Below are 21671 nucleotides of genomic sequence, written 5' to 3' on the forward strand. Positions count from 1 at the left end.
GACCGACGATGTTCGCGGGGTATCAGGCAGCACCGCCTGATCCGAGCCAGGGCGACGCGGTCCCAGCCAGGAGGAAACAGCATGAGCACAGCACGGTGGGCGTCCCTCGGCGCCCTCACCGCCACGGGCCTCGCCGCGGCGCTCGTCATCACCGGGTGTTCCGCGCCCGCATCCAACCCGTCCGACGGTGGATCGGGCGCCGCCGGCGGCGACCTCGTCATCGGCGTCACGAGCGATCCCGACACGCTCTTCCCGTGGAAGGCCACCCAGTTCCAGGCGGTCAACGTCCTGCAGAACCTGTACGGCACGCTGACCGAGTTCGACGAGGAGCTCAACGTCGTCCCCGGTCTCGCCGAGTCGTGGGACGTCTCCGAGGACGGCCTGACGGTCACCCTCCACCTCCGCGAGGGCGTCACGTTCGCGGACGGCAGCGCGTTCGACTCCGCTGACGTGAAGTACTCGCTCGACGCCATCGCCGACGAGGCGACCGCCGCGGTGGCCGCGAGCTCGCTCGCCTCGGTGGCCGCGGTCGAGGCCACCGACGAGAGCACCGTCACCCTCACCCTCAGCGCCCCCGACGCCGCGCTGCCGGCGAACCTCGCCGTGATCAACATGGCGATGCTCTCGTCGGACGACACCGAGGAGGCGCTCAACACCACTCCGAACGGCACCGGCCCGTTCGTGCTGGAGGACAGGAAGGCGAGCCAGTCGCTCACCCTGGCCAAGAACGACGACTACTGGGGCGACACCGCGCTGCTCGACACCGTCGAGTTCCGCGTGATCCCCGACGAGTCGTCCATCGTGTCGGCGATGCAGTCCGGCAACGTGCAGCTGGCGGTGTTCGACGACCCGCTCGTCGCGCAGACGGCCGAGGGTGCGAACGTCGAGGTCGCCACCACCCCGCAGCTCAGCTACCACGCCCTGCAGCTGAACGCACAGCGCGGCGACCTCGCCGACGTGAACGTGCGCCTCGCGATGCAGTGCGCGATCGACCGCCAGGAGGTGCTCGACACCGCCGCGCTCGGGGAGGGCGAGGTCACCGGTCCGATCACCTCTCCCGCCTTCAAGTCCGACCCCGACGCGCGCCCGTGCCCGGAGCGCGACCTCGACAAGGCGGCCGAGTACCTGAAGAAGGCCGGCAAGGAGGACGGCGTCACCGTCAAGACGATCGTGTCGCAGGGCGAGTACGCCACCTCCGTCAACGAGGCGCAGAACCTCAAGGCGCAGCTCGCCGATGCGAACATCACGCTCGACCTGGAGGTGCTGGAGTCCGGCGCGTTCGTGGACCGCTGGATCGCGGCCGACTTCGACGCCGCGGTCGCCCTCAACGGCGGACGCCCGGACCCGGACGGCATGTACGGTCGTTACTTCACCAGCACCGGCAACCTGAACCAGGTCGCAGGGTACTCCTCGCCTGAGCTCGACGCCCTGTTCGCCGAGGGACGCGAGACAGCCGACCCGGAGAAGCGCAAGGACATCTACGCGCAGGTCTCCGAGAACCTCGAGGACAACGCCGCCTGGATCTGGCTGTTCACCAGCTACACCTACACCGCGACGGCCTCGACCGTCGACGGCTTCACCCCGATGGCGAACGGTTCGCTGCAGTACCTGCGGACCACCTCCATCCAGTAGTGGAACGAGGGGGCGCGGACACGCGCGCCCCCTCGCCTCCCCGACGACAGGCACCCCACCCACGCGCATGTTCAGACAGCTCCTCCGCAACAGCGTGCTGCGACGCATCCTCGCAGCCCTCGGCACCCTCTTCGGCGTCGCCGTCTTCGTCTTCCTGATGCTGCGCGCCATCCCCGGCGACCAGATCAGCTCCGGCCTCGGCACCGAGGCGGCGGCCCTCACCCCGGCGCAGCGCGCCGCGCTCGAGGCGTACTACGGGCTCGACCAGCCGCTCATCGTGCAGTTCTTCTCCTGGCTCGGCAACATCTTCACCGGCAACCTCGGCTTCTCCTCCCGGGCCCAGACCAGCGTGCTCGAGCTCACCGCCGCCGCGCTGCCGGTCACCTTCGAGCTCGCGATCTTCTCGATCGTCATCGCGCTCGCCATCGGCATCCCGCTCGGCATGCTGTCCGCCTCGAAGCCCGACTCGCTGCGTGACGGCGTCGGCCAGGTCGTCGGTCTCGCCGGCCTCTCCATCCCCGCGTTCCTGCTCGGCACGGCGCTGCTCGCGATCCTCGCGCAGTCGCTCGGCTTCAACCCGAACGGCCAGGGCTACGCGCGGCTCTTCGACGATCCGGCCCTGAACCTCCAGCAGATGCTCCTGCCGTCGATCGTGCTCGGCTTCGGCATCGCCGCGCCCATCATGCGCACCACCCGCACCGCGGTCCTGGAGATCCGCGCCAACGACTTCATCCGCACCGCCAGGGCGAAGGGCGTGCCCCCGCGTCGGCTGCAGGTGCGTCACGTGCTCGGCAACGCCCTGGTCCCGATCGTCACGATGACCGGTCTGCAGTTCGGCTACCTGCTGGGCGGGGCGGTCGTGGTGGAGCAGATCTTCTCGCTCCCCGGCATCGGGCGCCAGGTGCTGCTCGGCATCCAGCAGAAGGAGTACGCGCTCGTGCAGAGCACCGTCCTGGTGATCGCGCTCGCCTTCGTCATCGTCAACCTGCTCACCGACCTGCTCTACCGGGTCATCGATCCCCGGGTGCGTGCCGCATGACCGACATCTCTCAGACCCCGGCCCTCGCTCCCGGCGGCGGGCGCACGATGGAGCGCGTGCGTCTCCTGCTGCGCAGCCGCAGCGGTCTCGCCGGCCTCATCATCGTCGTGCTGCTCGCAGTGCTGAGCCTCGTCTCGGCGTTCGGCCTGCTGCCGTTCGACCCGCTCGCGCAGGACCCGCCGTCCCGGCTGCAGCCGCCGTCCGCGGTGCACTGGTTCGGGACCGACCAGTTCGGCCGCGACGTGTTCTCCCGGGTGGCTGCCGGCGTCGCCAACTCGGCCCTCATCTCCGTGGTCGCCGTGGCGTTCGCGACCGTGGTCGGCACGGTCTGCGGACTCATCGCCGGCTTCTACCGCGGCTTCTCCGACGGGGCGATCACCGCGGTCACCAATGTGCTGTTCGCGTTCCCGCCGCTGCTGCTCGCCCTGTCGCTCGCGTCGGTGTTCGACCGCAACTGGTTCACGATCGCCGTTGCCATCGCCATCGTCTACGTGCCGATCTTCATCCGCGTCACTCGCGGCCCGGTGCTGTCGCTGCGCGAGGTGGAGTACGTCAAGGCGGCCAAGAGCACCGGTCAGGCGCGGATGGCGACCATGTTCCGCCACGTGCTGCCGAACATCACCTCGATCATCATCGTGCAGGTCACGCTGTCGCTCTCGTGGGCGGTGCTGACGGAGGCGTCGCTGAGCTTCCTCGGACTCGGGACTCCGCCGCCCGCGCCGTCGCTCGGCTCCATGATCTTCGAGGCGCGCACCCTCGTGACCATCGCCCCGTGGACCATGATCGCCCCCGGCGTGATCGTCGTGCTCCTCGTCGTCGGCCTGAACCTGCTGGGCGACGGGCTGCGCGACAGCCTCGATCCGCGGAACCGGGGTAAGCGATGATCGCGGAAGACCTCGGCGCCCTCGCCACCGAGGCGAGCGATCCCCGGTACGCCCGCCTCGACCAGATGAGCGTGGCCGAGCTCGCGCAGACCATGAACGAGGCCGACGCCACCGTGCCCGCGGCCGTGCAGCGCGCTCTCCCGCAGATCGTCCCGGCGATCGAGCAGACGGCCGCGCGCATGGCGCAGGGCGGGCGCCTGGTGTACGTGGGCGCCGGCACCCCCGGGCGCATCGGGGTGCTCGACGCCTCCGAATGCCCGCCCACGTTCAGCACGCCGCCGGAGCTCGTGTTCGCGATCATGGCGGGCGGTCCCGGCGCGATCGTGAACCCCGTCGAGGGCGCGGAGGACGACGACGACGCCGGCGCCGCCGCGATCGACGAGGCCGGCATCGGCCCGCTCGACACCGTGATCGGCATCGCGTCCAGCGGTCGCACGCCCTATGTCGTCGCGGCCGTCCGGCGGGCGCGTGAGCGCGGGGCACTCAGCATCGGTCTGTCGTGCAATACCGGCACCGTGCTGAGCGCGACCGCGGAGCACGGCATCGAGGTCGAGGTCGGCCCCGAGGTGCTCTCCGGCTCCACGCGACTGAAGTCCGGCACGGCGCAGAAGCTCGTGCTGAACATGTTCTCGACCATCGCGATGGTCCGGAACGGCAAGGCCTACGGCAACCTGATGGTCGACGTGAAGGCCACGAACCACAAGCTCCGCGAGCGGGCGATCCGCATGGTGCGGACGATCGCCGCTGTCGATCGCGACACGGCGGCCGCCGCGCTGGAGAGCTCCGGGTGGGATGTGAAGCTCGCCTCGATCATGATCCGCCGCGGGGAGGACCTCGCCGCGGCCACCGACCGACTCGCGGCAGCAGGCGGCCGTCTGCGCACCGCTCTGGAGGAGAACTGATGCGCGTCCTGGGACTGATCTCCGGCACTTCGCACGACGGGATCGACGCCGCCGTCGTCGACTTCGCCACCAACGGGGGCTTCACGGCGCACGGCGTCGACCTCCGGGGCACGGTGCTCGCCTCCACGAGCATCCCCTACGATCCCGAGCTGCGGGCACGCCTCATCGCCGCGCTGCCCCCGGCGCAGACCACCCTGGCCGAGGTGGCCGAGCTCGACACCCTCATCGGGCAGGCGTTCGCCGACGTGGCGGCCGACATCGCGGCAGAGGTCGGCGGCGTCGACGCGGTGTGCTCGCACGGTCAGACCGTGTACCACTGGGTCGACGGCGCGCACGCGCTGGGGACGCTGCAGATCGGGCAGCCCGCCTGGATCGCGGAGAAGACCGGTGTGCCGGTCGTCTCCGACATCCGCATCCGTGACATCACCGCCGGCGGCCACGGCGCTCCGCTCGTGTCGTTCCTCGACGAGCTGCTGCTCCGCGGCCGCGCCGGCGTCTCGGCGGCGCTGAACCTCGGCGGCATCTCGAACATGACCGTCGTCCGCCCGGACGGCCTCGTCGCCTACGACATCGGCCCCGCGAACGCGCTGGTCGACGCGGTCATCGTCGCGCACGATCTCAACCCGCTCGGCTATGACGACGATGCGGCGATCGCCCGGACCGGACGGGTCGACGAGGCGCTGCTGGACGCCATGCTCGCGGACCCCTACTACGCCCTCACCCCGCCGAAGAGCACCGGTAAGGAGCACTTCCACCTCACCTACGTACAGGAGCACCTCGCGGCGCAGGGACGCGAGATCGCGGTCCCCGACGTCGTGCGCACGCTCACCGAGCTCACGGTCCGCACGGTCGCCCGCGACGTCGAGGCCGCCGGGATCGGGTTCCTCGCGGTGTCCGGCGGCGGCTGCCGCAACCCGCTGCTCCTGGAGGGGCTGCGGACCGCGCTGCCGCAGACCGAGGTCGTGCTGGCCGACGAGCTCGGCGCCCCCGCCGACAGCAAGGAGGCCATCCTCCTCGCGCTCATCGGCTGGTCGACCCTGCACGGCGTCCCCGCGATCGTCCCCGGCGGGACGGGGGCGCGCGAGCCGCGCATCCTCGGCACGATCACGCCCGGCGCCGGTCCGCTGCAGATGCCCGAGCCGGTGGCGGCCATCGACTCCCTCACCCTCACGGAGGCGGCGGGATCGTGACCGTCGTCGAACGGATACGCGTGCTGCGGGTGCCTTCGCCGCTGGCCCGCCCCTTCGTCACGGCCGTCCGTCGCACGGCCCACCTCGACGTCGTGCTCGTGGAGGTGACCGACGCCGACGGCCGCCGCGGATACGGGGAGGCCGCGACGAGCTGGCGCGTCACCGGGGAGAGCCCCGAGAGCGTGGCGGCTGTGGTCGCCGGTCCCCTCGCCGACGCCGCGCTCAGGCGCTCGGTCGACGATCCCGGGCTGCCGGACGCCCTCGCCGCGGCCGCCTGGGGCAACGCCGCCGCACGCAGCGCGGTGGCGTGCGCGCTCGCCGACCTCACCGCGCAGCACCGAGACGAGCCGCTCGCACAGACGCTCGCCACGGACGGAGACGCGCCCGCGCGCATCCGCACCGACATGACGCTGTCGGTGGCGGAGCCGGCCGCGCTGGCCGCGACCGCCGTCGAACATGCGGCGGCGGGATTCCGCTGCCTCAAGATCAAGGCGTCCCAGGACCACGACACGGTCGCGGGGCTCCAGGCAGTCCGTGCCGCCGTCGGCCCCGACATCGCCCTGCGCGTGGACGCGAACCAAGCGTGGGACGCCGGGACCGCGATCCGCGTCATCCGGGCGGCGGAGGACGCCGGCGTGGGTCTCGAGCTCGTCGAGCAGCCCGTCGCCGCGCGCGACCTCGACGCGCTGGCGGTGGTGACCGCGGCCGTCGACACCCCGATCATGGCGGACGAGTCCGTCCGCACCGCGCAGGATGTCCGCGACATCGCCGCGCGCGGGGCTGCCGAGCTCGTGAACGTCAAGCTCGCCAAGACCGGCGGGCTCAGCGAGGCGCTCGCCTGCGTGCAGGCCGCCCGTTCCGCCGGCCTCGGCGTCGTCGTGGGCTGCATGATGGAGTCGCACGTGGGTGTGGCCGCCGCGGCGCATCTCGCCGCCGCCGTCGCTCCGGACGTCGTGCACGACCTCGACGCGGCATCGTGGCTGCGCCGCTCCCCGGTGACCGGAGGGCTCACCGCCGACGCGGAGTGGCTCACCCTCGCCCCGGCCGCAGGACTGGGGATCACCGGGATCGCCCCCGATGCCGAGGTGCTGCTCGACCGCTCCCGGACAGGGGTTCTCGTATGAGCGCTGCCGAGGCGATCGTCGCCGTCCTCGCCGGGCCGACCGCGCCGCGGGGAGCCGTCGCCGGTGTCGCCACCCGCACGAGCCGGGACACGGCCGCCGGCGGTTTCGCCGACCTCGCGGGGACGCCGGTCACGACGGACACCGCGTTCGACCTCGCCTCGGTCACCAAGGTCGCCGGGACCACCACCGCCATCCTCCGGCTGGCCTCCCGGGGCGACCTCCGACTCGACGATCCGGTCGACCGCTTCGTCCCCGGCACCGCCTGCGCACCAGGGACCACCGTGCGCCATCTGCTGCTGCATCGGGCGGGACTGTGGGAATGGCAGCCGCTGTACCTCGACGGCGCGCACGCCGATGGCGCGGCCGCCGCAGATGCCCTCCCGCTCCGCTACGGCGTGGATGAAGGGCGGCACTACTCCGACCTGGGCTTCCTGATCCTCGGCCGCATCGTCGCCGCCGCGACCGGCCTCTCCCTCGACGCGGCCGTGCGCGAGCTCGTGACCGAGCCCCTCGGCCTCACACGCACGGGCTACGGGCCCGTCTCCGGTCCGGTCGCGTCATCCGCGGGCGACGGGGATGCCGCTGAGCGACGCATGGTCGCCACCGGCACGCCCTACCCGATCCTCACCTCTCGTCGGCACTTCCCCTGGCGTGAGGGGGAGATCACCGGTGTCGTCAACGACGGCAACTGCTTCCACGCCCTGCGCGGCGTCTCCGGGCACGCCGGCCTCTTCGGCACGGTCGACGACCTGCTCACTCTCGGCGTCGCGCTCGCCGATGCCGACGCGCACCCGGACCTCTGGGACCCGGCACTCGTGGCCGAGCTGTTCCGCGACGGCCCCGACCCCGGTCAGGCGCTCGGCTGGCGCAGTGACACCGTCACCGCCGGCGGACGACCGGTCCGGATGCTCTGGCACCCCGGATACACCGGCTGCGCCCTGGGCGTGGTCCCCGCCACCGGAGCCGCCGTCGTCCTGCTCGCGAACCGGCTGTTCGCGAGCGAGGTCGCCCCCACCGAGACCCTCTGGCGCGCAGCGCTGCCCGCACTCCTGGACCCCGAAGGAACGAGTACCCCATGAGCACCACTCCGCCCGTGCTGAGCATCGACGGCCTCGCGGTCGCCTTCCGGACCGGCTCCGAGCTGGTCACCGCCATCAGCGACATCTCGATCGACATCGCCGCCGGGGAGACGGTCGCCGTGGTCGGCGAGTCCGGCTCCGGGAAATCCACCACGGCGGCTGCGGTCAACCGTCTGCTGCCCGAGAACGGCGTCATCACCGCGGGCAGCATCCGATTCGACGGCCGCGAGCTCACCGACCTCCCCGAGAACGCGATGGTGTCCCTCCGCGGGGCCGGCATCGGCCTCGTGCCGCAGGACCCGATGTCGAACCTCAATCCCCTCATGCGCGTCGGCGAGCAGATCGGGGAGGCGCTCGAAGTCCACGGGCATACCAGCGGCGACGCGACGAAGGCCCGCGTGGTCGAGCTTCTGGAGATGGTCGGGATCCCCGATGCCGCCCGCCGGGCGACCCAGTATCCCCACGAGTTCTCCGGCGGCATGCGGCAGCGCGTGCTCATCGCGATGGGACTCGCCTGCAAACCGCGGCTGCTCATCGCCGACGAGCCCACCTCGGCGCTCGACGTCACCGTGCAGCGGCGGATCCTCGACCAGCTCGATCAGCTGACCGACGAGCTGGGCACCGCGGTGTTCCTCATCACCCACGATCTCGCTCTCGCCGCCGAGCGCGCCGACCGGATAGTCGTGATGTTCCGCGGCCGTGTCGTCGAGGAGGGGACCTCGGCGCAGGTCCTGGGGAACCCGCAGCACGAGTACACCCGGCAGCTGCTCGCGGCCGCGCCGAGCCTGGCGTCCCGCCGCGACGCCCTGCCCTCACGCGAGATCGCCGCCGACGCCGTGCCCTTCGTCGAGATCCGCGACCTGCGCAAGGAGTTCCCGCTCCGGAACGCGAAGGCCGGGGAGCCGCAGACCTTCACGGCGGTCGACGGCGTGAGCTTCTCGATCCGCCGCGGCACGACCGTCTCCATCGTGGGCGAGTCGGGCTCCGGCAAGTCCACCACGGCGAACATGGTGCTGGGGCTGGAGGACGCGACCTCCGGGTCCATCCTCTTCGACGGCACCGACCTGACGACCCTCCGCCGCAAGGCGCTCTTCGCGCTGCGCCGCCGCGTCCAGCCCGTCTTCCAGAACCCCTACGCCTCGCTCGACCCGCGGTACACCGTGGAGCAGTCGATCGCCGAGCCGCTGCGCGTGCACCGGATCGGCACCGCGGCCTCCCGGCACGCCCGCGTCCTGGAGCTCCTGGAGCAGGTCGCCCTGCCCGCGGCCATGGCCGAGCGGCTGCCGCACGAGCTCTCCGGCGGACAGCGGCAGCGTGTCGCGATCGCCCGCGCCCTGGCCCTGGAGCCCGAGCTCGTCGTGCTGGACGAGGCGGTCTCCGCGCTCGACGTGCTGGTGCAGGCGCAGATCCTCGACCTCCTCGCCGACCTGCAGAAGCGCCTCGGGCTCAGCTACCTCTTCATCAGCCACGACCTCGCCGTCGTGCGCATGATCTCCGACGAGGTGCACGTCATGCAGCGCGGCATCGTGGTCGAGAGCGGCACCCCGGAGAGCATCTTCGACACGCCGCAGCATCCGTACACCCGGGAGCTGCTCGCGGCGATCCCCGGGGCGTCGCTCGCCTCCTGAGACCTCGATGCGGCCGTCGGCTCAGCGCCGGCGGTCGTCGTCGTCCCAGGGGCCTTCCCACCAGCCGGCGCGGCCGTCGTCCTCGCCGCCGCGGCGGCGGGAGCGCACGAACTGCACCACGAACACGACCAGCGACGTGAGCGTGATGAGGATCAGGACGAGGAACAGCAGGTCGCTCTGGTTCATGGGCGCTTCCCCTCCGCGGCATCCGCCACGATCTTCGCGATGCGGGCGGCCTTGGTCTCCGCGCGCTTGGCCATCGCGATGTGCGTGAGGCCGAACTTCTTCACCGACTTCGGGAACGCATCCCAGGTGGCCCTCGCCGCCGGCACCGCGTCGAGGGCGGCGGTGAGCTCCGGGGGCTCGATGCCGGACTCCGGGCCGTCGAGCACGGTCCACGAGCCGTTCGCCTTCGCCGTCTCCAGCGCGCGGATTCCGGCAGGGGCGAGCAGCCCCGCGGCCTCCAGCTCCGCGATGCGCGCCTTGTTCGTCGCCGCCCAGCCGCTCCCCGGCCGTCGAGGGGAGAACCACTGGCCGCCGGTCTCGTCGTCGAACGTGCGCACCGGGCCGTCGATCCACCCGAAGCAGAGGGCCTGCCGGACCGCGTCCTCGTAGCCGACGCCGGTGGCGGATCGCCCGCGGACGCTCAGCAGCCACACCCCGGCCGTGCGTTCGTGGTTCGCCTCGAGCCAGGCGCGCCAGGCCGCGGCGTCCGCCGCCGTGACCCGCTCGCCGTCGTCGAGGGCGCCCACGTCAGTCCTCGTCGAGGGTGGGGATCGAGTCGGTGATGGTCGGCAGCAGGTCGGCGACCGAGTCGACGATCTCATCCGGCCGGAAGGGGTACTGCTCGATGATCCGCTGATCGCTGATGCCCGTGAGCACGAGCACCGTGTGCAGACCCGCCTCGATGCCGGCGACGATGTCCGTGTCCATCCGGTCGCCGATCATGCCGGTCTTCTTCGAGTGCGCGCCGATCTTGTTGAGGGCCGAGCGGAACATCATCGGGTTGGGCTTGCCGACGACGTAGGGCTCCTTGCCGGTGGCCTTGGTGATGAGGGCGGCGATCGCTCCCGTGGCCGGCAGCACCCCGTCGGCGCTCGGGCCGGTGGCGTCCGGGTTGGTCACGATGAAGCGCGAGCCGTTGATGATGTGGCGGATGGCCTTCGTGATGGCCTCGAAGGAGTAGTTGCGGGTCTCGCCGACGACGACGAAGTCGGGGTTCGTCTCGGTCATGATGAAGCCGGCCTCGTGCAGCGCGGTGAGGATGCCGGCCTCGCCGATGACGAACGCGGAGCCGCCGGGGAGCTGCTGCGCGAGGAAGTCGGCGGTCGCGAGCGCCGAGGTCCAGATGCGCTCCTCCGGCACGATCAGGCCGCTCGCGCGCAGGCGGGCGGAGAGGTCGCGGGCGGTGAAGATCGAGTTGTTCGTGAGCACGAGGTAGGGGATCTCGTTGCGCTCCCATCCGGCGAGGAGTTCGGAGGCCCCGGGGATGGCGTCGTTCTCATGGACGAGCACGCCGTCCATGTCGGTGAGCCAGCATTCGATGTCGTCACGGTGTGCCATGTGCTCAGCCTAGAGGCCCCACCTTTCCTTTCGAATCGCCTGATTGGCCCCATCCCCGGCCGATTTGCCGCAAAGCGCGCGATTCGAAGCGGAGGTCAGGCCGACAACCACACCACGTCGCGGGCGGCGGCGGGCAACGGCGGCTCGGTGCCGTCGAGGGCGATGCCGAACGGCGTCACCGTCACGGTCGTGCCGACGGTGAGGCCCTGGGCCTCCAGGGTCCGCAGGAGCTCCGGGTCGCGGTCGTCGACGCGGAGCACGCGGCCGGTGTGTCCTTCCGGGGCATCGGCGAGCAGGACGAAGGGCACCCGTTCGATGCGGCCCTCCGCGTCCGGGATGGCGTCTCCGTGCGGGTCGAAGCGCGGCCGCCCCAGGCGCTCGTCGATGCCCTCGAGCAGCCGGTCGCTGATGGTGTGCTCCAGCACCTCGGCCTCGTCGTGCACCTCGTCCCACCCGTACCCGAACTCCTGCACGAGCCAGGTCTCGATGAGGCGGTGGCGGCGGACCATCGCGAGGGCGCGGGTGGTCCCGGCCTCCGTCAGCCGGACCGCTCCGTACGGCACGTGCGACACGAGCCCCGCCGCGGCGAGCTTCTTCACCATCTCCGTGACCGACGACGGCGCGATGCCGAGCTTGGCGGCCAGGACCGAGGGGGTGATCGGCGCATCCTGCCACTCGGTGTGTGCGTAGACGGTCTTCAGGTAGTCGTCAGCTGCCGGGGATGCCACCCGTCAACCTTACGCGTTCGGGTCGGGCTGCCTCGCGGCCTGGGTCAGGCGCTTGCGGAGCCGAGCAGGATCACGGCCGCCTGCCCCGCGAAGAACAGGACGAGGAACCCCAGGAGGGCGGCGGCGAGCGACAGGCGCCCGTCGAAGCCCTCCACCTCGGCGATGCCCACCTTGCGGGCACGGAAGGCGAAGACCAGGGTCGCGACCCCGAGGGCGAGCTGGACCCAGGGGCTGGCGGGGCCGATGACCTTCGGGAACGCGATGAGCAGACCGCCGATGACGCCGGTCGCGAAGCCGCTCCAGGTGAGGAGGCGGACGGTGCGACGGGCGGAGGCGGCAGACATGGTGTCGAGCCTATCCGCCGTCATGCCCCCGTCAGCACCAGCCAGAGCAGGGCGCCGTTCAGGGCGATGAGGAGCACCGAGGCCACGACGCCGGCGACCGTCGTCCACACCCGGTTGACCCACGCGCCCAGTGTCCGGCGCTGCGCGGTGAGGGTGACGAGAGGGATGAGCGCGAACGGGATGCCGAACGACAGCACGACCTGGCTGAGGACGAGGGCGAGCGTCGGATCCACCCCGATGCCGAGGATCACCAGCGCGGGGATGAGCGTCACCAGGCGGCGCGCCAGCAGGGGGATGCGCACGTGCAGCAGGCCGTGCATGATCTCGGCGCCCGCGTATGCGCCGACGGAGGTCGAGGCGAGACCCGAGGCGAGTAGCCCCACGGCGAAGAAGGTCGCCACGACCGGGCCGAGGCCTGCGGCGAGGGCGGCGTGCGCACCCTCCAGCGAGTCGGTCCCCGCGACCCCCGCGAGGTTCGCCGCCGCGAGCAGGAGGATGCCGAGGTTCACGGAGCCCGCGATGACCATGGCGATCGTCACATCCCAGCGTGTCGCCGTGAGGAGGCGGCGGATCCGCGAGGTCTCGACCCGGGCGGCCTCCTCGGTCGTCTCGGCGCTCGTCGCACCGAACCGGTCGCGGGCCAGGGAGGAGTGCGCGTAGATCGCGTGCGGCATGATCGTCGCGCCGAGGATCGAGGCGGCGAGGAGCACGGACCCCGTGTCCTCGAAGCGCGGCACGAGGCCGCTCACCACGCCGGCCGGATCCGGCGGCGCGAGGAAGAGACCGGCCATGAAGCCGATCGTGATCACGAACATGAGGCCGATGATCACGAACTCGAAGGGCCGGGCGCCGCGACGGCTCTGCACGGCGAGCAGGACCATCGACACCGCGCCGGTGATGAGGCCGCCCCATAGCAGGGGGACGCCGAACAGCAGGTTCAGGGCGACGGCGCCGCCGATGACCTCGGCGAGGTCCGTCGCCATCGCGACCAGCTCGGCCTGCAGCCAGTAGGCACGGCGGGCCCAGGGGCGGCGCAGCCGCTGGCCCAGCACCTCCGGAAGGCTCTGGCCGGTGACGACGCCGAGCTTCGCGGACAGGTACTGGATCAGCCAGGCCATCACATTGCCGGCGACGACCACCCACACGAGCAGGTAGCCGTACTGCGCCCCCGCGGTCATATTGCTGGCGACGTTGCCGGGGTCGAGGTAGGCGACACCCGCCACGAGCGCCGGTCCCAGCAGCCACAGCAGGCGCGGCGAAGCGGTGCGAGCGGGGGTCAGCGAGGCGTCGGAACTTTTAGGCACACCGAAACCGTAGCGTATTTTTCGGTGTGCCTAAATATCTGCGAGATGATTCTGGTGACCTCTTCGCCGACGGGGAGACGGCCGACACGGCGATAGCCTGGCGGGATGGATGCGCAGCGCCCCGAGAGCTCGGACCCGACCGCCCCCGGTGGGTCTCCGGCGCAGCCCGGATACGGCGTCGGATCCTGGCCGGGAGGACCGTCGGCCTGGCCGCGGGGAGACCAGTACGATCCGGAACTCCTCGCGGAGGGCGACACGCGGAACGTGATCGACCGCTACCGCTACTGGCGCATGGAGGCGATCGTCGCCGACCTCGACACGCGGCGTCATCCGTTCCACGTCGCGATCGAGAACTGGCAGCACGACATGAACATCGGTTCCATCGTGCGCAGCGCCAACGCGTTCCTCGCCGACACGGTGCACATCATCGGTCGCCGTCGCTGGAACAAGCGGGGCGCCATGGTGACCGACCGCTATCAGCATGTCGTGCACCACGAGGACATCGCCGCGTTCGCCGCCTGGGCCGCGGCGGAAGGGCTGCCCGTCATCGCGATCGACAACGTCGACGGGGCCGTGCCGGTCGATCGTGCCGACCTGCCGCGCTCCTGCGTCCTCCTCTTCGGTCAGGAGGGGCCCGGGTTGTCCCCGGAGGCATTGGCGGCCGCCTCGGGTCACATCGAGATCACGCAGTACGGCTCGACCCGCTCGATCAACGCGAGTGCCGCCGCCGCCGTCATCATGTACGAGTGGTGCCGTCGCCACGCGGCGTGACCAGCGCGGCCGGTCGGCTCCGTCAGGCCGGATCGATACCGAACAGGTGTCGCGAGATCGCGCTGACGTCGCGGTCGAGGCCGTCCATGCGCCGGCTCAGGCCGTGCACCTCCTTCCGGAGATCCCCGATCTCGGATTTCACGCCGACGATCTCGCCCTTGATCCCGCCGATCTCACCCTTGATCCCGACGATCTCGCCCTTGATCCCGCCGATCTCGGTGCGAACCGTGCCGATCTCCGTCTTGATGATCCTCACGAACATGGTCGCCATGAGAGTGATCGTGGCGTACATGCCCGTGGCAAGGACTCCGATCGTCGTCCATACCTGTGCGTCGTTCATCCCCAGCATCCCTTCAGTGTCGCTCCATGTTCGTCGGAAGCGCGAGGGGTGCGGGGTGCTGTATTCCGCTCTGCCCGGCGGCGGGGGATAAGTCGTCCTCTCCGTCGGTTGTGGAGGACTTATGCGGACGCGGCGAGCCATCGCCCGGAGCGCACTCGCCACCCCAGCGTCGCCAGCCGTGCGAGCAGGTACACCCCGAAGAACGCGACGGCCAGCCACACGAGGCCGGCGGTGCCGTCGATCCCCGTCGCGGCGATGATGCCCAAAGCGGGCAGGAACGGCACGAGGTTCAGACCGCCCGCGATCGCCAGGTACCGGGCGTCGTCGGCCCCCATGAGCACGCCGTCGAGCACGAACACCACGCCCGCGATCGGCTGCGCCACCGCGAGCACGAGCAGGGCCGGCTGCACCACCTCCGCCACGGCCCGGTCGCCGGTGAAGACGATGCCGAGCACCCCGGAGAGGGCGGCGATGACGGCGCCGACCACGACCCCGAACCAGGCCCCCCATGCGACCGTCCGCGCCAGCACGCGGCGCACCTGCTCCTCGTCCCCGGCGCCCAGCTCCTTGCCGATCAGCGCCTGCGCGGCGATCGCGAGCGCGTCGAGCGCGAACGCCGCCGCCGAGAAGATGGTGAACACGATCTGCCAGCCGGCGAGCTCCTCGGTGCCGATCCCCGTCGCCACGGCGACGGTCGCGAGCAGGGCGACGCGCAGGCTCACGGTGCGGAGGAACAGCCAGCCGCCCGACGTCGCGGTGTGGCGCAGACCGTCGCGCTGGGCACGCAACGAGGCGCTGTGCCGGGTCGCGAGACGCCGGACCACGAGCGCGTACGCCGCGACCATCCCCCACTGCGCCGTCACGGTGCCCGCCGCGGAGCCGGCGATGCCCCAGCCGAGTCCGTAGATGAAGAGCCAGTTCAGCAGGGCGTTCGCCGCGAAGCCGAGTCCCGCGATCCACAGCGGCGTCATGGTGTCCTGCATCCCACGCAGGAGACCGGTGGCCGCGAACACGATGAGCATCGCGGGGAGACCCCACATCGAGATCACGAGGTACTCGTTCGCCTGGGCCGCGACCTCGGGGCTCGCCCCGAACAGGGAGACGAGCCAGGGGGAGGAGACAGCGCCGACGACGGCGAGCACGGCACCCAGGCCGAGCGCGAGCCACATGCCGTTGATCCCGACTGAGACCGCCTCTCCCGGACGCCCGGCCCCGAACCGACGCGCGACCGCGGGGGTGGTGGAGTACGCGAGGAACACCATGAGGCCGACGATCGTCTGCAGCACGGCTCCGGCGATGCCGAGTCCGGCGAGGGGGACGGTGCCGAGGTGGCCGACGAGGGCGGCGTCGACGATGAGGAAGGCCGGCTCCGCGATGAGGGCGCCGAGCGCGGGGACGGCCAGGCGCAGGATCTCGCGGTTCAGGGAGGTGCGGGCGGCCATCCTCCGAGCCTATGACCTGTCGTCGACCCCCGAGACCTCCGGCCTCGAGCGGACGTAGGGTGAAGGAGGAGCTCCGAGCGGACGGAGGCGCATCATGACGGATCCCCGGGAGGCGGCCGCGCGTTATCGGGCCCGACGGCAGCAGGGTGGTGGTGGTGCTGAGGACGACGGCGAGACCGGTGCCCCGTCCGCGGCGGCGGTCGATCGAGCCGCCTTCGTCGAGTCCGCCATCCAGGTCGCCATCCGTCGCGGCGACTTCGACGACCTGCCGGGCGCCGGGAAGCCGCTCGAAGGGCTCGGAGACCACCACGACCCGGACTGGTGGATCCGTCGGAAGATCGAGACGGAGGGGCTGACCGGGCTCGGCCCTCCCGCGATCCTGCTGCGCACCGAGGACCGGGAGCTCGACGGCCAGCTCGACCTCCTCGGCAGGGAATCCGACGTCCGTGAGGTGCTCGAGGACTTCAACCGCCGCGTGCGCGAGGCGCGCAGGCAGCTGCAGGGCGGGCCACCCGTCGTGACACCGCTGCGCGATGTCGACGCCGAGGTCGTCGCATGGGCGGAGCGCCGGGCGACGCGTGCAGCCCCTCCCGAGGCGCCATCCCGGCGCCGACGTTTCGGTCGTCGGCGCCGGGGATGACTCAGCCCTCCGTTCCCTCCACCGGACGCGCCCGCCGCGCCTGCATCCAGCCGTCCACCCCGAATCGTCCGGCGGTGACGATCAGCAGCACCGTCGCGGACAGCACCAGCATCACCGGGTACTGCGCGATCAACTGATCCGCGCTCCAGTAGAGCGCCAGGGTCCCGGCCGAGATGAAGGCGACCGTTCGGGTGAGCGCACCCGCGACGAGGAGGATGCCGAGACCGACCTCCAGCGCCGGGATCACCGCCCCGAAGAACGGAGACGCCGAGGCCATCGCCGCGCCGAGCGGATCGAAGAACGCCGGCACCCTCGTGTTCCCCTGCGCGCTCTGCGCCACGAGCTCGATGTCAGCGGCCCCGAAGCCCGCCCGGTACTTGAGGACACCCTCGATGAGCCACAGGACCCCGACCGCGACCCGGGCGGCCGCCCCCAGCAGCGAGCCGATCGGGAGGCGAGCGGATCGTGGCGCGGTCATGACAGCTCTGCTGCCCCGAAGACGGCCTTCGCCTTGTCGCAGTAGATGACGACGTGCGAGTAGTCCTCCGCGTCGACGCCGTCCAGGGTGAAGGTCTGCGTGGCGGTGTCGTACGAGACCGCGTCGACGAGCATGCCGGCGGCGATCGCGGCTTCATCGGTGCCGTCCGCGAGGTACACGTGCAGATCGGGTCCCTCGTCCGAGGAGAACTCCGACAGCATGACCTCGGCGTCGGAGACCGAGACGGTGCCGGCCAGCTTCTTGCCGTTCAGGCCGGCGAACTCCCCGGTCCTGGCGGCGGTGTCCGTGCTCGCCGAGCTCTTGGTGGTGCTCTGGGAGGAGGAGGACGACGGCGCGGAGGAAGCGCCGGAGTCCTGGGGACTGCAGGCGGCGAGGGCGAGGGCGAGCCCGAGGGCGGCGGTCGTGGCGAGAAGGGTCTTGCGCATGAGGATCTCCTGTCCGGTGCGGGAAGAGCCCGCCCGGCGAATGCCGGACGGACGTGCTGCACAGCACGCTAGGAAGCACCGGAGCAGGACGGGGAAGACATTTCGGAACTGTAAGGATCCGCCGACCGCCGTGGCCGCGGGAGCTACCCTCGACCGCATGGAAGGCGTCGTCACAGTCGCGGTCGTGGAGGACGACCCCACGGTGCGCGAGGCCGTGGGGGAGTATCTGCGTACGCACGGCTATGCGGTCTCGAGCTTCGGCGACGGCGTCTCGGCACGAACGGCGCTGCGGGAGACCGTGCCCGATGTCGTGATCGTCGACCGCATGCTGCCGGGCATCAGCGGCGATGAGCTCTGTCGTGAGCTGCGCGCCGCGTCCGATGTCCCGATCATGATGCTCACCGCCCTCGGCGAGGTGGAGGACCGTATCGACGGCTTCGCGTTCGGTGTCGACGACTACCTGGCCAAGCCGTTCTCGATGCGGGAGCTGTCCCTGCGGATCGCGGCCCTCGTCCGCCGCTCGCACGCCGCGCAGGCCGCGTCCGGGGAGCTCAGGGCCGGCGCCTTCGCGATCGATCTGCTCCGGCGGCGCGCGTGGGTGCGCGGAGACGAGATCGCCCTGACGAGCAGGGAGTACGAACTGCTGGTCTTCCTCGTGCGCAATGACGACCGTGCGCTGGGGCGCGACGAGATCCTCCGCGAGGTCTGGGGATGGACCGTCGGCGATCTGTCGACGGTGACGGTCCACGTCAGGCGCCTGCGGGAGAAGGTCGAGGAGGATCCGCAGGACCCGCGCCATCTGCTCACCGAATGGGGCGTCGGCTACCGTTTCGTGGCGAGAGGGGACGGCTGATGACGATGCCCTCCGGTGCGGTCGTCCTGCAGATCGTCGTCACGAGCCTGCTGGTGGCGATCGTCGTCGCCCTCATCGCCGTACTTCTCCTGCGAGCCCTTCGGCGTCGCGGACTCCGCGCACAGCTGATGGTCGTGGCGAGTGCGGGCACGGTCGCGATGGCGGGGGCCGTGGTGGCGATCGCACTCGAGATGTACCTCTCCGCCCACGACCTGACGATCCTCCTCACCGTGATCGCGGTCTCGCTCGTGCTCGGTCTGGGCATGGCGTGGTGCATGGCGCGGACGGTGCGCGCCTGGGTCGAGGGTTTCTCGGTGTCGCTGGGCAGGATCGGTCGGACGGACGACGCGGTGGCGGACGCGGCGGCCTCCCGCGAGCTCGCGGGCCTCTCGACACAGCTCGCTGTGGTCTCGGCCGAGGTGGATGCGGCGAGGGCCGAGCTGGTGCGGCTGGACTCCGCCCGTCGGCGCTTCTTCGCCTGGATCTCGCACGACCTGCGCACCCCACTCACCGCGGTCCGTGTGCTCGCCGAGGCGGTGGAGGACGGCGTTGCGGTCGCTCCGGAGCGGTTCGCCGGTCAGGTGCGGGGACAGGTGGAGACGATGAGCCGGATGGTCGACGATCTCTTCGAGCTGTCCCGCCTCACGTCCGGCGCGGTGCAACTGCAGACCGAGCAGGTGGTCCTGTGGGATGTCGTCTCCGATGCGGTGGCCGACGTCGCGGCCGCCGCGGCGAAGCGCGACCTCCGCATCGTCGAGCGCGGGATCGCCGGTCCGGTGCTCTGGGCCGATCCGCATCAGCTCGGCAGGATCGTGGTGAACCTGCTCACGAACGCCGTCCGGCACGCCCCTCCGGGCACGGAGATCGTGCTGTCCGCGACGATGGTCGACCGGGACCGACTCGTCCTGGGGGTGCTGGATCAAGGGGCCGGTGTGGCGGTGGAGGACCTGGATCGGATGTTCGACGTCGGCTGGCGCGAGGACACGGCGCGAGCGACGGCCGGCGACGAGGACGGGGTCGCGTCGGGTGCCGGGCTCGGGCTGTCCATCGCCAGAGGCCTCGCGCGTGCGCACGGCGGTGACGTCTTCGCCGAGCGCACCGCCGCCGGGTTCCGCATGAACGTCTCGCTCCCCGTGGGGGCCCCTGGGCATCCGTGACGCCGTCTGGACACCGTGGGGGACCCCGGCCATAGGCTGGAGCGCATGACCGATGTGCTTCCCGCGGGCCTCGCGCTCGACGACCTCAGCCCCGACATCCGCCCGCAGGACGATCTCTACCGTCACGTGAACGGCGCCTGGATCGCTCGCACCGAGATCCCCGGAGACAAGGCGCGCTGGGGCTCCTTCCATCTGCTGGCCGAGCAGGCCGAGAAGGATGTGCGCGCGATCGTCGAGGAGTCGCAGGAGGCGGAGGAGGGGACTCTCGCCCGCAAGATCGGCGACCTCTTCGCGAGCTTCATGGACACCGATCGCATCGCCGCCGCCGGTGTGACCCCGCTGGCCGAGACGTTCGCCGAGATCGACGCGATCGACGGCATCCCGGCCTTCCTGCGCACCGTGGGGACCTACGACCGGGAGGGCCGGGCGGCGGTGATCGGCCTCTACGTCGACGGCGACCCCGGGAACCCGGAGCGCTACCTCCCGGTGCTCGTGCAGGCCGGACTCTCGCTGCCGGACGAGAGCTACTTCCGTCTCGACACCTTCGCAGAGACCCGCGCGGCGTACCGGGAGCACCTCGAGCGCCTGCTCGCTCTCGCCGGTGTCGCCGATGCCGCCGCGCAGGCCGAGCGCTCCATCGCCCTGGAGACCGAGCTCGCCGGGCACCACTGGGACAACGTGCGCAGCCGTGACGCGGTGGCGACCTACAACCTCAAGACGTGGGACGAGCTCCAGGCCCTCGCCGGCGTCGACCTCACCCCGTGGCGCGAGGCCGTGACGCCGACGAACCCGCGGGCGTTCGACGAGGTCGTCGTCGCGCAGCCGAGCTTCTTCGAAGGGCTGGGCGGCCTGCTCACTCCCGAGCGTCTGGACGACTGGAAGGCCTGGCTGCGTGCGAAGGTCGTGCACGCGGCGGCGCCCTACCTCACCGACGACCTCGTGCAGGAGAACTTCTCGTTCTACGGCACCCAGCTCACCGGCGTCCCCACGATCCGCGAGCGCTGGAAGCGGGGCGTGTCGGTCACCGAGGGGGCGCTCGGCGAGGCGATCGGCAAGGTCTACGTCGAGCGGCACTACCCGCCGACGGCGAAGGCAGCCATGGACGAGCTCGTCGCGAACCTCGTCGAGGCGTACCGGCAGAGCATCGAGACGCTGGAGTGGATGACCGCCGAGACCCGGCAGCGTGCGCTCGCGAAGCTGGACGCCTTCACGCCGAAGATCGGGCACCCGGAGGTGTGGCGGGACTACTCGGCCCTCGTGATCGACCCGGCCGACCTCCTCGGCAACGTGCGCCGCGCGGCGATCTTCGAGCACGACCGCAACATCGACAAGGTCGGGAAGCCGATCGACCGCACCGAGTGGCACATGCCGCCGCAGATGGTGAACGCCTACTACAACCCCTCGATGAACGAGATCGTGTTCCCCGCGGCCATCCTCCAGTACCCCTTCTTCGACGCGGGGCGCGACGCGGCGGCGAACTACGGCGGGATCGGCGCGGTCATCGGGCATGAGATCGGCCATGGCTTCGACGACCAGGGCAGCCGGTACGACGGCGAGGGGCGCCTGCAGGACTGGTGGACCGATGCCGACCGCGCCGCCTTCGAGGAGCGCACGAAAGAGCTCATCGCCCAGTACGACGCCCTCGTGCCGGAGGGGCTGGACGCCGAGCATCACGTGAACGGCGCCCTCACCATCGGCGAGAACATCGGCGATCTGGGCGGGCTCGGCATCGCGCTGAAGGCGTATGAGCTGTCCCTGCGCGCCGATCCCGCGGTCCCTGAGCCCGTCGAAGGCCCGGTCATCGACGGCTACACCGGTGTGCAGCGGCTGCTCCTGTCGTGGGCGCAGGTCTGGCAGCAGAAGAGCCGGGACGCCGAGACGCTGCGTCTGCTGACCATCGACCCGCACTCGCCCAACGAGTTCCGGTGCAACCAGATCGTCCGCAACATCGACGCGTTCTACGAGGCCTTCGGGGTCACCGAGAAGGACGCCCTATGGCTTCCGGAGTCTTCCCGGGTGACCATCTGGTGACGAACCTCCGCACTCTGTGAGACGCGCCCCGGCGGTGGGGTTACGATAGCCCTGCCGCCGGGGCGCCCCTTCCCGGAAGCGCAGTATCCCTCCCCC

The 21671-nt window shown here is 71.2% G+C and carries 23 protein-coding genes; 13 read left to right on the forward strand and 10 right to left on the reverse strand.

Annotation, left to right across the window (positions count from 1 at the left end; all coding sequences use genetic code 11):
- Positions 1–81 precede the first annotated feature (81 nt).
- The 8 genes from M4D53_RS10250 to M4D53_RS10285 all read left to right on the forward strand — a co-directional run bounded on the left by M4D53_RS10250 (position 82) and on the right by M4D53_RS10285 (position 9478).
- On the forward strand, positions 82–1632 hold the full coding sequence (locus M4D53_RS10250; protein ID WP_187662595.1) for an ABC transporter substrate-binding protein: 1551 nt from the start codon (positions 82–84) through the stop codon (positions 1630–1632).
- Between the two features lie 67 nt (positions 1633–1699).
- A complete protein-coding gene (locus M4D53_RS10255; protein WP_187662594.1) occupies positions 1700–2671 on the forward strand; it encodes an ABC transporter permease in 972 nt (323 codons plus the stop codon).
- Positions 2668–3555, forward strand: coding sequence for an ABC transporter permease (locus M4D53_RS10260; RefSeq protein ID WP_187662593.1), 888 nt, complete (start codon positions 2668–2670; stop codon positions 3553–3555). The genes M4D53_RS10255 and M4D53_RS10260 overlap by 4 nt, the downstream gene beginning before the upstream one ends.
- On the forward strand, positions 3552–4457 hold the full coding sequence (gene murQ / locus M4D53_RS10265) for an N-acetylmuramic acid 6-phosphate etherase (RefSeq protein ID WP_187662592.1): 906 nt from the start codon (positions 3552–3554) through the stop codon (positions 4455–4457). Before M4D53_RS10260 ends, murQ begins: the two co-directional genes overlap by 4 nt.
- Entirely contained in the window at positions 4457–5647 is a 1191-nt protein-coding gene (locus tag M4D53_RS10270; protein ID WP_259953857.1) for an anhydro-N-acetylmuramic acid kinase, read from the forward strand. The genes murQ and M4D53_RS10270 overlap by 1 nt, the downstream gene beginning before the upstream one ends.
- A complete protein-coding gene (locus M4D53_RS10275; protein ID WP_259953859.1) occupies positions 5644–6771 on the forward strand; it encodes an enolase C-terminal domain-like protein in 1128 nt (375 codons plus the stop codon). Before M4D53_RS10270 ends, M4D53_RS10275 begins: the two co-directional genes overlap by 4 nt.
- On the forward strand, positions 6768–7850 hold the full coding sequence (locus M4D53_RS10280) for a serine hydrolase domain-containing protein (RefSeq protein ID WP_259953861.1): 1083 nt from the start codon (positions 6768–6770) through the stop codon (positions 7848–7850). The genes M4D53_RS10275 and M4D53_RS10280 overlap by 4 nt, the downstream gene beginning before the upstream one ends.
- Complete coding sequence (locus tag M4D53_RS10285) at positions 7847–9478, forward strand: ABC transporter ATP-binding protein (RefSeq protein WP_187662589.1); 1632 nt, start codon at positions 7847–7849, stop codon at positions 9476–9478. The genes M4D53_RS10280 and M4D53_RS10285 overlap by 4 nt, the downstream gene beginning before the upstream one ends.
- 21 nt (positions 9479–9499) lie before the next feature.
- Here M4D53_RS10285 and M4D53_RS10290 read toward each other — a convergent pair whose 3' ends face one another.
- The 6 genes from M4D53_RS10290 to M4D53_RS10315 all read right to left on the reverse strand — a co-directional run bounded on the left by M4D53_RS10290 (position 9500) and on the right by M4D53_RS10315 (position 13417).
- Positions 9500–9664, reverse strand: a complete 165-nt coding sequence (locus tag M4D53_RS10290; RefSeq protein ID WP_259953864.1) for a hypothetical protein — start codon at positions 9662–9664, stop codon at positions 9500–9502.
- Positions 9661–10230, reverse strand: coding sequence for a YdeI/OmpD-associated family protein (locus M4D53_RS10295; RefSeq protein WP_259953866.1), 570 nt, complete (start codon positions 10228–10230; stop codon positions 9661–9663). The genes M4D53_RS10290 and M4D53_RS10295 overlap by 4 nt, the downstream gene beginning before the upstream one ends.
- 1 nt (position 10231) lies before the next feature.
- The gene (locus M4D53_RS10300) at positions 10232–11041 is read right to left on the reverse strand and encodes an HAD-IIA family hydrolase (protein ID WP_025104898.1); all 810 of its coding nucleotides are present in this window, start codon (positions 11039–11041) and stop codon (positions 10232–10234) included.
- A 95-nt stretch (positions 11042–11136) separates the two neighbouring features.
- The gene (locus M4D53_RS10305; RefSeq protein WP_259953869.1) at positions 11137–11769 is read right to left on the reverse strand and encodes a metal-dependent transcriptional regulator; all 633 of its coding nucleotides are present in this window, start codon (positions 11767–11769) and stop codon (positions 11137–11139) included.
- Positions 11770–11813: 44 nt separating this feature from the next.
- A complete protein-coding gene (locus tag M4D53_RS10310) occupies positions 11814–12113 on the reverse strand; it encodes a hypothetical protein (RefSeq protein ID WP_136052938.1) in 300 nt (99 codons plus the stop codon).
- Between the two features lie 20 nt (positions 12114–12133).
- The gene (locus tag M4D53_RS10315; RefSeq protein ID WP_259953871.1) at positions 12134–13417 is read right to left on the reverse strand and encodes an Nramp family divalent metal transporter; all 1284 of its coding nucleotides are present in this window, start codon (positions 13415–13417) and stop codon (positions 12134–12136) included.
- A 105-nt stretch (positions 13418–13522) separates the two neighbouring features.
- On the opposite strand from M4D53_RS10315, the gene M4D53_RS10320 reads away from it, so the two are divergent.
- A complete protein-coding gene (locus tag M4D53_RS10320) occupies positions 13523–14188 on the forward strand; it encodes a TrmH family RNA methyltransferase (protein ID WP_259953873.1) in 666 nt (221 codons plus the stop codon).
- A 22-nt stretch (positions 14189–14210) separates the two neighbouring features.
- Here the strand turns inward: M4D53_RS10320 and M4D53_RS10325 are convergent, their stop codons facing one another.
- The gene (locus M4D53_RS10325) at positions 14211–14528 is read right to left on the reverse strand and encodes a hypothetical protein (RefSeq protein WP_187662584.1); all 318 of its coding nucleotides are present in this window, start codon (positions 14526–14528) and stop codon (positions 14211–14213) included.
- Between the two features lie 119 nt (positions 14529–14647).
- Complete coding sequence (locus M4D53_RS10330; RefSeq protein ID WP_259953875.1) at positions 14648–15970, reverse strand: MATE family efflux transporter; 1323 nt, start codon at positions 15968–15970, stop codon at positions 14648–14650.
- Positions 15971–16064: 94 nt separating this feature from the next.
- Here M4D53_RS10330 and M4D53_RS10335 point away from each other — a divergent pair, with 94 nt between their 5' ends.
- Complete coding sequence (locus M4D53_RS10335) at positions 16065–16610, forward strand: DnaJ family domain-containing protein (RefSeq protein WP_187662582.1); 546 nt, start codon at positions 16065–16067, stop codon at positions 16608–16610.
- Position 16611: 1 nt separating this feature from the next.
- On the opposite strand, the gene M4D53_RS10340 is transcribed toward M4D53_RS10335, so the two are convergent.
- Entirely contained in the window at positions 16612–17088 is a 477-nt protein-coding gene (locus M4D53_RS10340) for a DoxX family protein (RefSeq protein ID WP_259953886.1), read from the reverse strand.
- Entirely contained in the window at positions 17085–17534 is a 450-nt protein-coding gene (locus M4D53_RS10345) for a DM13 domain-containing protein (protein WP_259953888.1), read from the reverse strand. The genes M4D53_RS10340 and M4D53_RS10345 overlap by 4 nt, the downstream gene beginning before the upstream one ends.
- Positions 17535–17691: 157 nt before the next feature.
- Between M4D53_RS10345 and M4D53_RS10350 the strand changes: the two genes are divergently transcribed.
- Genes M4D53_RS10350 through M4D53_RS10360 form a run of 3 tightly spaced genes read left to right on the forward strand, consistent with a single transcriptional unit; the run spans position 17692 to position 21575 of the window.
- Positions 17692–18387, forward strand: coding sequence for a response regulator transcription factor (locus tag M4D53_RS10350; protein ID WP_259953889.1), 696 nt, complete (start codon positions 17692–17694; stop codon positions 18385–18387).
- Positions 18387–19544 (forward strand): sensor histidine kinase, encoded by a 1158-nt coding sequence (locus M4D53_RS10355; RefSeq protein WP_259953891.1) that lies wholly within the window; start codon positions 18387–18389, stop codon positions 19542–19544. The genes M4D53_RS10350 and M4D53_RS10355 overlap by 1 nt, the downstream gene beginning before the upstream one ends.
- A gap of 45 nt (positions 19545–19589) precedes the next feature.
- Positions 19590–21575 (forward strand): M13 family metallopeptidase, encoded by a 1986-nt coding sequence (locus M4D53_RS10360; RefSeq protein ID WP_259953892.1) that lies wholly within the window; start codon positions 19590–19592, stop codon positions 21573–21575.
- The last annotated feature ends 96 nt before the right edge of the window (positions 21576–21671 follow it).

Source organism: Microbacterium meiriae, assembly GCF_025143875.1.
Taxonomy (GTDB): Bacteria; Actinomycetota; Actinomycetes; order Actinomycetales; family Microbacteriaceae; genus Microbacterium; species Microbacterium meiriae.